Origin of the sequence: uncultured Methylobacterium sp., from assembly GCF_964242245.1 — a bacterium.
Taxonomy (GTDB): domain Bacteria; phylum Pseudomonadota; class Alphaproteobacteria; order Rhizobiales; family Beijerinckiaceae; genus Methylobacterium.
Genome location: NZ_CAXTBY010000008.1, coordinates 1 through 12723, shown reverse-complemented (window position 1 = coordinate 12723; position 12723 = coordinate 1). Strand labels below are relative to the sequence as shown.

Genomic DNA, 12723 nt, shown 5'->3' with positions numbered 1-12723 from the left:
CGCTTGAGCGCCGCACGGAAATTGCTTGCCGCGACACCTTTGCCGCATAAGTCGCAGCCGTGACGGTGCCGGCTCCGATCCGGTCCCCGCCTTCGTCCAGACGAGAGTGCCCGTGTCGATCAAAGCTGCCCTGCACCACGTCACGCACTACACCTACGACCGGCCGATCGCGCTGGGGCCGCAGGTGATCCGCCTGAGGCCGGCGCCGCACACCCGCACGAAGATCCCGTCCTACACCCTGAAGGTGAAACCCGAAAACCACTTCGTGAACTGGCAGCAGGACCCGAACGGGAACTGGCTCGCCCGGCTCGTCTTCCCGGAGAAGACCACGGAATTGAAGATCGAGGTCGACCTCACCGCCGACATGGCGGTGATCAACCCGTTCGACTTCTTCGTCGAGGACTACGCGCAGACCCGGCCCTTCGCCTACGCCTCCGATCTGACCGCCGAACTCGCCCCCTACCGCGTCCTCGACGACGCGCAGGGACCGGAGATCGACGCGTTCCTCACCCGCCTTCCGTCCGAGACCAACACCGTGCTGTTCCTGGTGGCGCTGAACGGGCTGATCGCCCGCGAGGTCGCCTACGGGGTGCGGATGGAGCCGGGCGTGCAGACGCCGGCCGAGACCCTGGCCCTGAAGAGCGGCTCCTGCCGCGATTCCGGGTGGCTGCTGGTGCAGGTGCTGCGCCGGATCGGCTTCGCCGCCCGCTTCGTCTCCGGCTACCTGATCCAGCTCGTGCCCGACACCACGGCCGTCGACGGCCCCGAGGGCACCAAGACCGATTTTACGGATTTGCACGCCTGGGCGGAGGTTTATCTTCCGGGCGCGGGCTGGATCGGCCTCGATGCCACCTCGGGCCTGCTCACCGGGGAGGGGCACATTCCGCTCGCCGCGACCCCGCACTACCACTCGGCGGCGCCGATCTCCGGGCTCGCCGAGCCGGCCAAGGTCGAGTTCGGCTTCGAGATGACGGTGGCGCGCGTCGAGGAGACCGCGCGCATCACCAAGCCGTTCTCGGACGCGGTCTGGGCCGCGATGGACGCGCTCGGCGACCGTGTCGACGCGGATCTCGTCGCCCAGGACGTGCGCCTGACCATGGGCGGCGAGCCGACCTTCGTCTCGGTGGACGACTTCGAGGCCCCGGAGTGGAACATCGCCGCCGTGGGCCCAAGCAAGCGCGGGCTCGCCGACACGCTGATCCGGCGCCTGCGCGAGCGCTTCGCCCCCGGCGGCCTGCTGCATTACGGCCAGGGCAAGTGGTACCCCGGCGAGAGCCTGCCGCGCTGGGCCTTCGCCCTGTACTGGCGCCGGGACGGCAAGCCGATCTGGCGCGACGCCGCCCTGATCGCCCCCGAGGACGGGCCGAAGACCGCGAATGCCGACGCCGCGCGAAACCTGATCGACGCGGTCGCCGGGCGCCTCGGCCTGCAGGCCTACGTGATGCCGGCCTACGAGGACCCGGCGCACTGGGAGGAGAAGACGGCGGAGCTTCCCGTCAACGTCACCACGGCCGAGGCCAGGAGCGGCTCGGTGGAGTTCGATGCGCGCATCGCCCGGGTCCACGAGCGGGGCGTGGGCAATCCGACCGGCTTCGTCCTGCCGCTCGCGAGCCTGCCGACCGGTAAGGACGGCGATGCCGACCGGCGCTGGATCTCGGAGGCCTGGGAGTTCCGCCGCGGCCACGCCTTCCTCGTGCCCGGCGACTCGCCGCTGGGCTTCCGCCTGCCGCTGGGCTCGCTCCCGCACGTGCCGCCGGAGCACTATCCCTACTACCAGCCGCAGGACCCGCTGGAGCCGCGCAACGCCCTCCCGGACGGGCATCCGGGCCAAGGAACCGGCAAAGCCACCGTGAACGGCTCCGGCGTCACCGGCGTCGCGGTCCGCACCGCGCTCGCGGTGGAGCCGCGCGACGGGGTGATGCGGGTGTTCATGCCGCCGACCCAGCGGGCGGACGAGTACCTCGAACTGATCGGCTATCTCGAAGAGGCGGCGGCGAAACTCGGCACGCCGATCCACGTCGAGGGCTACGAGCCGCCCTTCGACCCGCGCCTCAGCGTCATCAAGGTCACGCCCGATCCCGGCGTGATCGAGGTCAACGTCCATCCCGCGACTTCGTGGCGCGAGGCCGTTGCCATCACCACCGACCTCTACGCCGACGCCCGCCGGACCCGGCTGGGCGCCGAGAAGTTCATGACAGACGGGCGCCACACCGGGACGGGCGGCGGCAACCACGTAGTGATGGGCGGCGCGACGCCGGACGACTCGCCGTTCCTGCGCCGCCCCGACCTCCTGAAGAGCCTCGTCCTGTACTGGCAGCGCCACCCGGCGCTCTCGTACCTGTTCTCCGGCCTCTACATCGGCCCGACGAGCCAAGCCCCGCGCATGGACGAGGCCCGCCACGACGGGCTCTACGAGCTGGAGATCGCGCTCGCCCAGGTGCCGGGGCCGGACCAGCCCAACATCCCGCGCTGGCTCGTCGACCGGGTCTTTCGCAACATCCTCGTGGACGTCACCGGCAACACCCACCGGGCCGAGATCTGCATCGACAAGCTGTACTCGCCCGACGGCCCGACCGGGCGCCTCGGGCTCCTGGAGTTCCGCGCCTTCGAGATGCCGCCGGACCCGCGCATGAGCCTCGCGCAGCAACTGCTGCTCCGCGCGCTCGTCGCGTGGCTGTGGCGCGAGCCGCAAGGGGGCGGCTGTGTCCGCTGGGGCACGGGACTGCACGATCGCTTCATGCTCCCGCACTTCCTCTGGGCCGACTTCCTCGGCGTGCTGGAGGATCTGCGCGGGGCGGGCTACGATTTCGACGCCGCGGCCTTCGAGGCGCAGGCCGCGTTCCGCTTCCCCGTCTTCGGACAGGTCGAGCACGGCGGCGTGCACCTGGAGCTGCGCCAAGCGCTGGAGCCGTGGCACGTGATGGGCGAGGAGGGGACCAGCGCCGGCACCGTCCGGTTCGTCGACAGCTCGGTCGAGCGGCTTCAGGTCAAGGTCGCGGGCTTCGTTCCCGGCCGGCACGTCATCAGTTGCAACGGACGGCGGCTGCCGATGACCGGCACCGGCACGGGCGGCCAGGCGGTCGCCGGTCTCCGGTTCAAGGCGTGGCAACCGGCCTCGTCGCTGCACCCGACGATCCCCGCGCACGCGCCGCTGACCTTCGACATCCTGGACGAGTGGAGCGGGCGATCCCTCGGCGGCTGCCGCTACCACGTCGCCCATCCCGGCGGGCGCAACTACGAGACCCATCCGGTCAACACCTACGAGGCCGAAGGGCGCCGGCTCGCCCGCTTCCAGGCGCACGGGCACACGCCGGGCCGGATCGCGATGCCGGCGACCGAGACCAACCCCGAATTCCCGCTCACCCTCGACCTGCGAACGCCGATCCCGCGATGACCCCTGGGCTGGCGGCGAAGGCGGAGACCCCGGAGGCGGGCGGGCCGGAACGGCTCGCCCACTGGACGGCAAGCTACCGGCCCCAAGCCGGCCTGCCGGACGAGTACCTCGACGCGGACGGCAGGCCGCGCGGCGCGTGGCCCCGCCTGCTCGAACGCCTCGCGATGCTGCCCGAATCCGAGATCACGGCCCGCTTCGTCTCGGCCGAGCGCCACATCCGCGACACCGGCATCTCGTTCCGCATCTACGGCGACCAGCGCGAGCACGCATGGCCGCTCGGCTCCCTGCCGCTGGTGATCGAGGCGGCCGAGTGGCGCACGCTGAGCGCCGGCCTGATCCAGCGGGCCGAGCTGATGGAGGGTATCCTCGCCGACGTCTACGGGCCGGGCCGCCTCGTCGAGGACGGCCTGCTGCCGGCGGCCGTGGTGGCGGGGAGCCCGGAGTTTCTAAGGCCCCTGCACGGCGTCGCGCCGCCGGGCGGGCGCCACCTCAAGCTCTACGCGGCCGACATCGGCCGCGGGCCGGACGGGCGCTGGCGGGTGCTCGCCGACCGGACGCAGGCGCCGTCCGGCCTCGGCTACGCCCTGGAGAACCGGATGGTGCTCGGCCGCACCTTCCCGGACGTGTTCGAGAGCCTGCAGGTCGAGCGCTTCCCCGCCTTCTTCCAGGCGTTTCGCGAAGGCCTGGCGGCCGGTTGCGAGCGCGCCGACCCGCGCCTCTGCCTGCTGACCTCCGGCCCCTACAGCAGCACCTACGTCGAGCAGGCGGCGCTCGCACGCTACCTCGGCCTGATGCTGGTGGAGGGCGACGACCTCGCGATGCGGGACGGGCGCCTGCACGTGCGCACCGTCTCGGGCCTCAAGCGGGCGGACGCAATCTGGCGGCGGATCGACGGCGACTTCCTCGACCCGCTGGAGTTAAACCCGGCCTCGCGGCTGGGCGTGCCCGGGATCATCGAAGCGCTGCGCAACGGCAGCCTCGTGATGGCCAACATGCCGGGCTCGGGGGTTGTCGAGTCGGCGGCGCTCAGCCCCTACCTGGACGCCATCGCGACGCGGCTCCTCGGCCAGGCGCTATCCTTGAGGAGCCCGCCGGCGTGGTGGTGCGGCGATCCGGACGGGCTGGCGCATGTCCGCGAAAACCTCGACGCCATGACCCTGCGCCCGGCAGCCACCCCCAACCGCGGGGCCGGGCGGGACGCGCTCCTCGGACCGCAGGCGCTCGCCGCCGAGCGCGCGCGCGTGATCGCCGCGCTCCGCGACCGGCCGTTCGACTTCGTCGGCCAGGAGCTCGGGGCTCTCTCGACCATGCCGGCCTGGGCGCGCACCGGGGCCGGCCTGCACCTCGTGCCGCGCCCCTTCGTCCTCCGGGTGTTCGCGACGCGGACGCCCGACGGCTGGCGGGTGATGCCCGGCGGGTTCTGCCGCGTCTCGGAGCACGAGAACGTCGATCCGATCGAGATGCGGCTCGGCATCCGCTCGGCCGACGTCTGGGTCCTCTCGGAAGCGCCCGTCGACACGCGCAACCTCGTCCAGCAGGCAGCACCCCGGGTGCGCCGGATCAGCGGGCACCTGCCCTCGCGGGCCGCCGACGGCCTGTTCTGGTTCGGCCGCTACGTCGAGCGGGCGGAGGCCGTGATCCGCCTCGTACTGGCGCACCTGCGCAGCGTCGGCGACGCGGTGGTCACCGATGTCTCGGGCGATGCCGCCGCGCCGACGGCGCTCCGCATCCGTGCCCTCCTCGACGAGTGGGACGCGGCGAGCTCCGCCGACTTGCCGACCGCCGTCCTGGCCCGGGAAGCCCTGTTCGGGCGCGAGGTCCACGGCTCGGCCCGTGCCCACGTCGCCTCGGCCCGCGGCAACGCCGCACGCCTGCGCGCCCGCCTCTCGGGCGAGGCGTGGCGGGTGCTGGCCGACCTCACCGATCTCCTCGCCCCCGATGCCGGCCGCGCCTTCACCGAATCGCAACTGCTCGGCCGGGCGGAGCGGGCGCTGAGCCACGTCGCGGCCCTCTCCGGCCTGACCCACGAGAACATGAACCGCGCCGCGGGCTGGCACTTCGTCGACCTCGGGCGGCGCATCGAGCGGGGTATCAACACCTGCGCCTTCGCCCTGGCCTTCGCCCACGACGATGTCGGCCCCGAATGCCTCGGCGTCCTGCTGTCGCTCGTCGATTCGCAGGTGACCTACGGCGCACGCTACATGCAGGGCGTGGCCCTCGACCCCGTGCGCGACATGGTCCTTCTCGACCCCTACAACCCGCGCTCCGTCGCCTTCCAGGCGGAGGCGATCGGCCGCCACCTCGCCGAGCTGCCGGCGCTCTCGGCCGACGGCATCCCCGAGCCGCATGGCCGGCTGGCCGCGCGGATCGCGGCGGAGCTCCGCAGCGGCCAAGCGGCCGATTTCGACGCGGTCGGGCTGGCACGCATCGAGGACGACCTCGAACGGCTCGCCGACGCGATCGCCGGCCGCTACTTCCCCAACGGTCCGCACGCCCTGCGCCCCGAGAAGCTGGCGGGGCTGGCGTGATCTACACGCTGCGCCACGTCACCACCTACCGCTACGCCAAGCCCGTGCGCTTCGCCCGCTGCTCCCTGCGCCTCAAGCCCGCGGACGGCGAGGGGCAGACCGTGCTCGCGAGCACGGTGACGATCGACCCGAGCCCGGCCAGCGCGGTGATGCGGCGCGACTACTTCGGCATCGAGACGGTCGGGATCACCCTGGACGTCCCGCACACCGCGCTCCGGGTCGAGGCGCTCTCGCGGGTGATGGTCGAGCGGGGGGGCCTGCCGCAGCCGGAATCCGGACGCGCGTGGGAGGCAGCGCGCGCGGCGGCGATCGCCGCGCGCGACCTCGGTCCCGAGGCGCCGGTGCACTTCCTGTTCCCGAGCGCGCGGGTGCCGCTGCTGCCCGACGTGACCGCCTACGCGCGGACGAGCTTCCCCCCCGGGCGCAGCGCCTACGGCGGCGCCTTCGACCTGATGACGCGCATCCGCGAGGACTTCCGCTTCGACGCCCGGGCCACCGGCGTCGACACGCCGCTCTCCGAGGCGTTCGCGCTGAGGGCCGGCGTCTGCCAGGACTTCGCCCACGTGATGATCGCGGGCCTGCGCGGCCTGGGCCTGCCGGCGGCCTACGTCAGCGGTTACCTGCGCACCCTGCCGCCGCCGGGCCGGCCGCGCCTGCGGGGCGCGGATGCGAGCCACGCCTGGGTCGCGGTCTGGTGCGGCGACGGCTGGATCGGCCTCGATCCCACCAACGGCATCGGGGTGCGCGACGACCACATCGTCGTGGCCCGCGGGCGCGATTACGGCGACGTCGCCCCGATCGACGGCATCGTCAGCGGCTCGGGCAAGCAGCGGCTGAAGGTCGAGGTCGACGTGATCCCGCAGGACGAGGCGGAGGGCCTGGACTTGGCCGGGTAGGAACCCTCGGTCAGCGCCCTGGTTCGAGGTCCAGCCCGCGGCGCCGCCTCGGGTGGCGCCGCTGCGGCAACCGGCCGATGGTTGCCGAGAGGCGGCCGTGCGCCTGCGCGAGCGCGGCGCGCAGGCGCGGACCCACGGGGCCGATCCGGGCTCGAAGGCGCGCGGAGGCGGCGCCGAGTTCGGCGACGGCCCGCCGCGGCGCGCGGATCGCCGCCCTGCGCAGGTCGGTCCCCGCGCGCTCCGGCGGTGCGACGGGCACGTAGAGCGCCTCGAAGAAGGACAGGTCGAGGAGGCGCGTGCCGTCCGCGTCGGTCACCGTCATCACGGCGTCCAGCAGCCGCGGCTCGCCGCCGTGCTGGACGACGAGGCGGCGGATGATGGTGCGCGCCACCGCCCGCGCCTCGGCGACGTCGCGGACGCACTGCCCGGTGCGTTCGGGCAGGTAGGCGTCGTCGAGGCGGATGTTGAAGAACGCGCGGATCATGATCTGCTCTCCCCGTCCTGAGGCCGGCCTCCCGACGCCGCCGGGCCCGTGGCGCGGGCCCGTGGCGGATGCGTCAGGCGGCCCGGGCTCCGGCCTCGGGGGCGGGCGAGGCGTCTCCGGGCGCGGGCGCCTCCGCCGCGCCCGGCCGCGGATGAAAGGCGTCGGCCAGGAGGTCGAGGCGCCGGGCCATGTCGCGCACCTCGTTGAGGGCGATGGCCTTCTGGCCCTCCTTCACCGCCCGCGTGATGTCGCTGATCTGCGCCGTGGCGATGCGCTTCAGCTCGGCGGCGAGCTGGTCCTTGGTCATCATCGGCTTGGATTCCGCGCCCTGGTCTCCGCCCATCCTCGCGCGGCGCCCCTTACCAGCCGGTTTCCGCCAGCCGGTTTCCGACCATGCGGAGGCTGCGATGCCGCGGGTCATCCGCGCGCTGCCGCCGCATCGGCGACGCGCGGACCCGTGCCGGATGCCGCTTCGCGGCCGGACCCGGTGGGGCTGCCGGGTTTCGGCCGCGCCGGATCAGGCCCGCGCGCGTTCCGCGGCGACGCGCTCGGCGAGGCCGAAGCCGACCCGGAGCAGCAGGGCCTCGATCGTCGTCTTCATCTCCGCGGTGCCCACCCGCTCGATCAGGGCGTGCGCCTCGATGCAGATCTCGGCGAGCCGCTCCAGCGGGTGGTCCGGATCGAGGGTCACGGGTGCGTCAGGGCGGTTCATCGGTTCGATCCCGTGGTTCGAGAGGCGCGCGCGGGGTTGAGGCGTCGGACGAGGCCGTCTCAACTGGCGAGGCGCCGCGACGAAACGGGCCGGGCGGTCAGCACGGAGGCGTCGTCGCCCCGCGTCTCGCGCAGGCGCCGGAGCGTCCGGTGGTCGAAGGCCGCGACGACGGCGAGCGTGTCCTCGCCGGAGATCCGGCAGGGCAGGCCGAGCGGCGTCACCCGGAAGTGGAGCTGAACGAGGCGCAGCAGCCAGAGCGGGTTCATCTCGATCACGATCGATTCGATGCCGCTCTCCAGGCCCCACTCCACGATGCCCGCCAGCAGCGCGCTGCCGACCGGACTGAGGATGCGGCCGCGGTCGCGGCATGCGCGCTCGACGGCGTAGCGCGTCCACTCCCAGACGCGGGCGCTCCTCGGGGCCTCGACCTCGCAGAGTTCCGGCAGGACCTCGGTCAGGAGGTAGGGGCGCGTCGTCGGCAGCATGCGCTGGTAGCCGACGACGCGCCCGTCCTGCATCGCCAGCATGTGGACCGCGTGCGCGTCGTCGAACTGATCGATCTCGCGGCCGTCGGCCTTGGCGAGATCATGCCAGCCCTTCTCCGCGACGAAGACGTCGTGGCGCAGGCGATAGGCTTGATCCATGGCACCACGATACTGGTCCATGTTCTCGGGCGTTACGATGTGGATCACGGCGATCTCCGGAAGGATGATCGTCAGTATCCCCACCTAAGCGATACTTGAAAGTACGCGAACGCGTACCATTTCCGGCGTGATGCTCGGCTGTCGGTCCGTCGATCTCCGAGCCTCCTGCCATCGGCCGCGCCGGCAACGACGCAGCGCCGCGTTCGGCCGGCCCCCGTGTACGCCGCCGGGCAGGTTTCTCGCGCAGCGGTTCCGGGATCGCTTTTCGACGAAGCTGTCACCGGTTCGTCGCGAGAAAGCGTGTTGCGACAAAGGTCCAGAGCCGGCTCTCGCGAACGCCCATCATCCCGCCTCGATCGGTGGAGGACACGATGGCGCGAGGGATTGCGTGAGACCCCTCCTACCTGAGCAGGCCGCGCCGGAAGGCTTCGGCGACGGCGTGGGCGCGGCTCGCGGTCCCGAGCTTGGCGCGGACCGCGCGCAGGTGCTTCTCGGCGCCGTGCTCGGAGATCGACATCAGCTCGCCGATCTCCCACTCGGTCTTGCCGTCGGCGGCCCATTGCAGGGCCTCGTGCTCCCGCGGGGTGAGATGGACGCCGGGGCGCGCAGGACCCTCGCTCAGGACGATCGAGCGTCCGAAGGCGTAGCTCGCCACGAGCTGCAGCATGCCGCGGAGCTCCGGCGAGAGATCGAACCGCTCGGCGCCGAAGCTGAAGCCCGCGACGCGCCCGTCGAGGGTGATCAGCGGGACGGTGAAGCCCTGGCGCAGCCGGAAGTCGCCGGCCTCCTCCATCACGCGCCGGGCCGCGGCGTCCTCGCGGTACTGCGGCTCGATGTCCGACCACTGGAACGGCGTCAGGTCGGTGGTCAGGCGGCGGATCGTCGGGTCGCGGAACAGGTGACCCGCCTTGAAGTAGCGCTCGCTCCATCCGGCGGGCGTGCTGTCGAGGAGCACGTGGGCCGCCTGGTCGCGCCGGCTCGTGCCGGGAACGGGGATGACGCCGGCGAACGTGCTCTCGACGCCGAGCTTGCCCACGGCGCCGAGCAGGCAGCGATTGAGTTCCTGCACCGAGGCGGCGCGGTCGAAGGCCTGGAACAGGCCGTAGGTGCGATCGATGGATTTCACGATCATCGTGGCGCACTCTTTCCGCAAGGCCGCGCGACGGTCGCAGCCTCGGCATTTCGTACAGGCCGTACCGTTCGGCGCGGCTGGACAGGCACCCCCCGCCCCCTGTCTATAGGGCGCCGAAAATTTATTCTAGGTTGCGCCGCGGATCGACCGTGTCCGTAGATGTCGTTGCATGAGGGTCTCGCCGTGGACGAGGACGCGAACGTCGGATCGAACCGGGCCGGACGGTCTGAGATCCTGCTGGCCAAGATCGCGCAGCTCCTCCACGTCGAGCCGTCCTTCTTCTTCGATGCGCTGCAGCGCGCGACGACGCGCGACCACGCCGAGCTTCTCCGGATCTTCCGCACGATCGACGACGCCGACCTCCGACGCGCGCTGCTCGTCCTGATCAAGGACCTCGACACGAAGGGCACCGACGGACGGGATTCGTGACGACGGCGCACTTGGCGACCTCCGGAGCCGTGTCCGATCCTATCGGGCCGGGAACGGCTCTCGGTTCCTGAGAGGACGCGCCGTCTCGGGACGCGCCGGCGACCCCTTCGCAGGATCGAACACGGGCGGCGTTCCGCCTCGCGCTGATGGATCGAGCCGGATCATCCCCGGCGCAGGGATCATCATCGGCCGGAGCAGGGGCTTGCGTCCGTCGACGCGGCGGCAAGGTGCGCGCGGGTCTTGCGGGTGCTGAGCGCGCCGGGAACGCGCGACTGGATCTCGGGTTAGCCGGCTGCCGCCTCGAAACGCAGCCCCTCTCTCCCTCGGGCACAACGCAGCGACCATGCAGGATCGACCTTCCGAGAGCACCGCCGCGCTGATCGCCATGGTCCTGCGCGACGGCGGAACCCTGCTCGGCAGAACGCTCGCTCTGGCGCGGATCGAGATCGACGGCAACGTTCGCGCGCTCGTCGGTCTGTTCGCGATCCTCGGTACGATCGTGGTGTTGCTCATCTCCGCGTTCTTCGTCTTCCTCGACGCCCTCGTGAAGGCGGTCGCCGTCCTCATCGGCTCCGAGGCCGTCGCGGCCTGCCTCGTGGCGAGCCCGTTCGTGATCGTCACGATCGTGCTGGCGACGATCGGGGTGCGCAGGATCGTACGCGGGACGCCGATGGCCAAGCGTGGGGCGGATCGCCTGAAGGCCGACCTGCGATCGATCCGACCGAGCCGGTGAGCCGGGTCGTTGCGGACCGCCGGCCGCCGTCGCTGCGCGTCAGCGGACCGCGGCACGCCCTGCACCGCGACTTAATCCCGAGGGGCGCAACGATGTTCGACGGCTAAGATTGTTCCTACGATTTTCCGGGATGGCGTGCTTCCATGGAACGGCCGAACGCGTTCGAAGCCTCCGACGATCCGAGGCCGTCCAGCCCCGAGCAGGGGCAGGACGGCGCGATCGAGGTTGCCGAAGAGGTCGTGCTGGAGCCGCTGGCCGACTATCCGCACATCGACCTGCGCGGCAGCGGCGAACCCTGGGACAGGCGCCGCGCCGCCGGCAAGCGGCTGCGCGATGCGGTCCCCCATACCGCGCATGCCGTGCTCGATCGGCCCGACGATCGGCCCGACCCGGTGGACCTGATCGAGGGCGCGCACGTGGGGCGGCAGCCCGAGCTGATCCCGTTGCGGGTCGCGCGCATGGCGAGCTCGCCCTTCGCCTTCCTGCGCGGCGCCGCGCACGTGATGGCCTGGGATCTCGCGCAGAGCCCGCGCAGCGAGATCATGGTGGTGTTGAACGGCGATGCGCACATCTCGAACTTCGGCCTGTTCGGCACGCCCCAGCGCGACGTCGTGCTCGATCTCAACGACTTCGACGAAGTGACGATCGGCCCCTGGGAATGGGACCTGAAGCGGCTGGTGGCCAGCATCGAAGTCGCGGCCCGCGGCGACGCGGTGCCGGCGGGCGAGCGGCGGCGGGCGGTGGCCGCCGCGGTCGGCGCCTACCAGCGCACGATGACCAACCTCGCGCCGCAGGGGTCGCTCGACGTCTGGCAGCAGGCGACGCGCGCCGACGCGCTCGACTTCTCCGGGGTTCGGATCGACGGGCAGTCGCAGGCTGTCGTGCGCAAGGCGGTGGAGAAGGCACGCAGGAAGAACAACCAGAGCCTGCTGGCTCGGGTCGGCGAGCGCCGCGTCGACGGCGGCTGGCGGTTCCGCGAAGAACCGCCGATCCTCACCCGCGTCGACGATGCGACCCGCGAGGCGGTGATCACCGGCCTTGAGCACTATGCCGAGACGCTGCCGCGCGAGCGGCGCTTCATGCTCAACCGCTATCACGTCGTCGATGTGGCGCACCGCGTCGTCGGCGTCGGCAGCGTCGGCACCCGCGCCTACGTCGCGCTGCTGTGCGGCAACTCGGACCGGGACGTGCTCTTCCTGCAGGTCAAGGAGGCGGTGCGGCCCGCCCACGCCCCCTACCTGCCCGGCATGCCCGAGCCCTACGCCAGCCACGAGGGGGAGCGGGTGATCTACGGTCAGCGCCTGCTCCAGGGGGTGGGCGACCCGCTGCTCGGCTGGACCACGATCGCGGATCGTCCCTTCTACGTGCGGCAGATGAAGAACATGAAGGGCGAGATCCCGGTTGCCTGCATGAGCGGGCAACCGCTGCTGTACTTCTCCTGCGCCTACGGATCGTTGCTCGCCAGGGCTCATGCCCGCACGGGCGATGCGGCAGCGATCGCCGGGTATTGCGGCCGCGGCCGACACACCGACCTGCGGGAGGCCCTGGCGGACTGGGCGCAGGCCTACGGCGCGCGGAACGAGGCCGACTACGAGACCTTCCGCGCCGCGATTGCGAGCGGGCGGCTCGAGGCGGCGGACGATCCGCACTTGTGAGGAGGACTTCCGACCTGTATCCGGCCGCGCGACGAACCGATGTCGGCAGCAGCGAAAAACCGGCCTAGAGCGTGTTAAGAACCTGTCATCAGTGTTTCAGCGCGTTTGAGCATGAG

At 71.8% G+C, this 12723-nt stretch carries 11 protein-coding genes; 6 read left to right on the top strand and 5 right to left on the bottom strand.

Annotated features, from left to right (window positions below; translation table 11 throughout):
• The first annotated feature begins 112 nt into the window (after positions 1-112).
• From ACFE8Y_RS03725 to ACFE8Y_RS03715, 3 genes are read left to right on the top strand one after another with little or no spacing between them, the layout of a single operon-like run.
• Positions 113-3394 carry a DUF2126 domain-containing protein gene (locus tag ACFE8Y_RS03725; RefSeq protein WP_375463046.1) on the top strand — a complete coding sequence of 1094 codons (3282 nt, stop codon included), beginning with the start codon at positions 113-115 and terminating at the stop codon, positions 3392-3394.
• Positions 3391-5922: a circularly permuted type 2 ATP-grasp protein gene (locus ACFE8Y_RS03720; protein WP_375463045.1), complete on the top strand. Its 2532-nt coding sequence runs from the start codon at positions 3391-3393 to the stop codon at positions 5920-5922. Before ACFE8Y_RS03725 ends, ACFE8Y_RS03720 begins: the two co-directional genes overlap by 4 nt.
• Positions 5919-6818 carry a transglutaminase N-terminal domain-containing protein gene (locus ACFE8Y_RS03715; RefSeq protein WP_375463044.1) on the top strand — a complete coding sequence of 300 codons (900 nt, stop codon included), beginning with the start codon at positions 5919-5921 and terminating at the stop codon, positions 6816-6818. Before ACFE8Y_RS03720 ends, ACFE8Y_RS03715 begins: the two co-directional genes overlap by 4 nt.
• Before the next feature lie 10 nt (positions 6819-6828).
• On the opposite strand, the gene ACFE8Y_RS03710 is transcribed toward ACFE8Y_RS03715, so the two are convergent.
• The 5 genes from ACFE8Y_RS03710 to ACFE8Y_RS03690 all read right to left on the bottom strand — a co-directional run bounded on the left by ACFE8Y_RS03710 (position 6829) and on the right by ACFE8Y_RS03690 (position 9790).
• Entirely contained in the window at positions 6829-7302 is a 474-nt protein-coding gene (locus ACFE8Y_RS03710) for a DUF6894 family protein (RefSeq protein ID WP_375463043.1), read from the bottom strand.
• Positions 7303-7375: 73 nt separating this feature from the next.
• Entirely contained in the window at positions 7376-7612 is a 237-nt protein-coding gene (locus ACFE8Y_RS03705; protein ID WP_375463042.1) for a hypothetical protein, read from the bottom strand.
• A gap of 207 nt (positions 7613-7819) precedes the next feature.
• Positions 7820-8014, bottom strand: a complete 195-nt coding sequence (locus tag ACFE8Y_RS03700) for a hypothetical protein (RefSeq protein WP_375463041.1) — start codon at positions 8012-8014, stop codon at positions 7820-7822.
• A 59-nt stretch (positions 8015-8073) separates the two neighbouring features.
• On the bottom strand, positions 8074-8706 hold the full coding sequence (locus ACFE8Y_RS03695; protein WP_375463040.1) for an acyl-homoserine-lactone synthase: 633 nt from the start codon (positions 8704-8706) through the stop codon (positions 8074-8076).
• A 352-nt stretch (positions 8707-9058) separates the two neighbouring features.
• Positions 9059-9790: an autoinducer binding domain-containing protein gene (locus ACFE8Y_RS03690; protein WP_375463039.1), complete on the bottom strand. Its 732-nt coding sequence runs from the start codon at positions 9788-9790 to the stop codon at positions 9059-9061.
• Positions 9791-9973: 183 nt separating this feature from the next.
• Between ACFE8Y_RS03690 and ACFE8Y_RS03685 the strand changes: the two genes are divergently transcribed.
• From ACFE8Y_RS03685 to ACFE8Y_RS03675, 3 genes are all read left to right on the top strand, one after another.
• Complete coding sequence (locus ACFE8Y_RS03685; RefSeq protein ID WP_375463038.1) at positions 9974-10219, top strand: hypothetical protein; 246 nt, start codon at positions 9974-9976, stop codon at positions 10217-10219.
• A 343-nt stretch (positions 10220-10562) separates the two neighbouring features.
• Positions 10563-10952 carry a phage holin family protein gene (locus ACFE8Y_RS03680; RefSeq protein WP_375463037.1) on the top strand — a complete coding sequence of 130 codons (390 nt, stop codon included), beginning with the start codon at positions 10563-10565 and terminating at the stop codon, positions 10950-10952.
• Positions 10953-11095: 143 nt separating this feature from the next.
• Positions 11096-12607 carry a DUF2252 domain-containing protein gene (locus tag ACFE8Y_RS03675; RefSeq protein WP_375463036.1) on the top strand — a complete coding sequence of 504 codons (1512 nt, stop codon included), beginning with the start codon at positions 11096-11098 and terminating at the stop codon, positions 12605-12607.
• Positions 12608-12723 lie beyond the last annotated feature (116 nt).

Excerpts from the sequence above, each read along its gene's own strand:
- ACFE8Y_RS03710 (WP_375463043.1), bottom strand. The coding sequence starts at position 7,302 with ATGATCCGCGCGTTCTTCAACATCCGCCTCGACGACGCCTACCTGCCC.
- ACFE8Y_RS03705 (WP_375463042.1), bottom strand. The coding sequence starts at position 7,612 with ATGATGACCAAGGACCAGCTCGCCGCCGAGCTGAAGCGCATCGCCACG.
- ACFE8Y_RS03700 (WP_375463041.1), bottom strand. The coding sequence starts at position 8,014 with ATGAACCGCCCTGACGCACCCGTGACCCTCGATCCGGACCACCCGCTG.
- ACFE8Y_RS03690 (WP_375463039.1), bottom strand. The coding sequence starts at position 9,790 with ATGATCGTGAAATCCATCGATCGCACCTACGGCCTGTTCCAGGCCTTC.
- ACFE8Y_RS03680 (WP_375463037.1), top strand. The coding sequence starts at position 10,563 with ATGCAGGATCGACCTTCCGAGAGCACCGCCGCGCTGATCGCCATGGTC.
- ACFE8Y_RS03675 (WP_375463036.1), top strand. The coding sequence starts at position 11,096 with ATGGAACGGCCGAACGCGTTCGAAGCCTCCGACGATCCGAGGCCGTCC.
- ACFE8Y_RS03720 (WP_375463045.1), top strand. The coding sequence starts at position 3,391 with ATGACCCCTGGGCTGGCGGCGAAGGCGGAGACCCCGGAGGCGGGCGGG.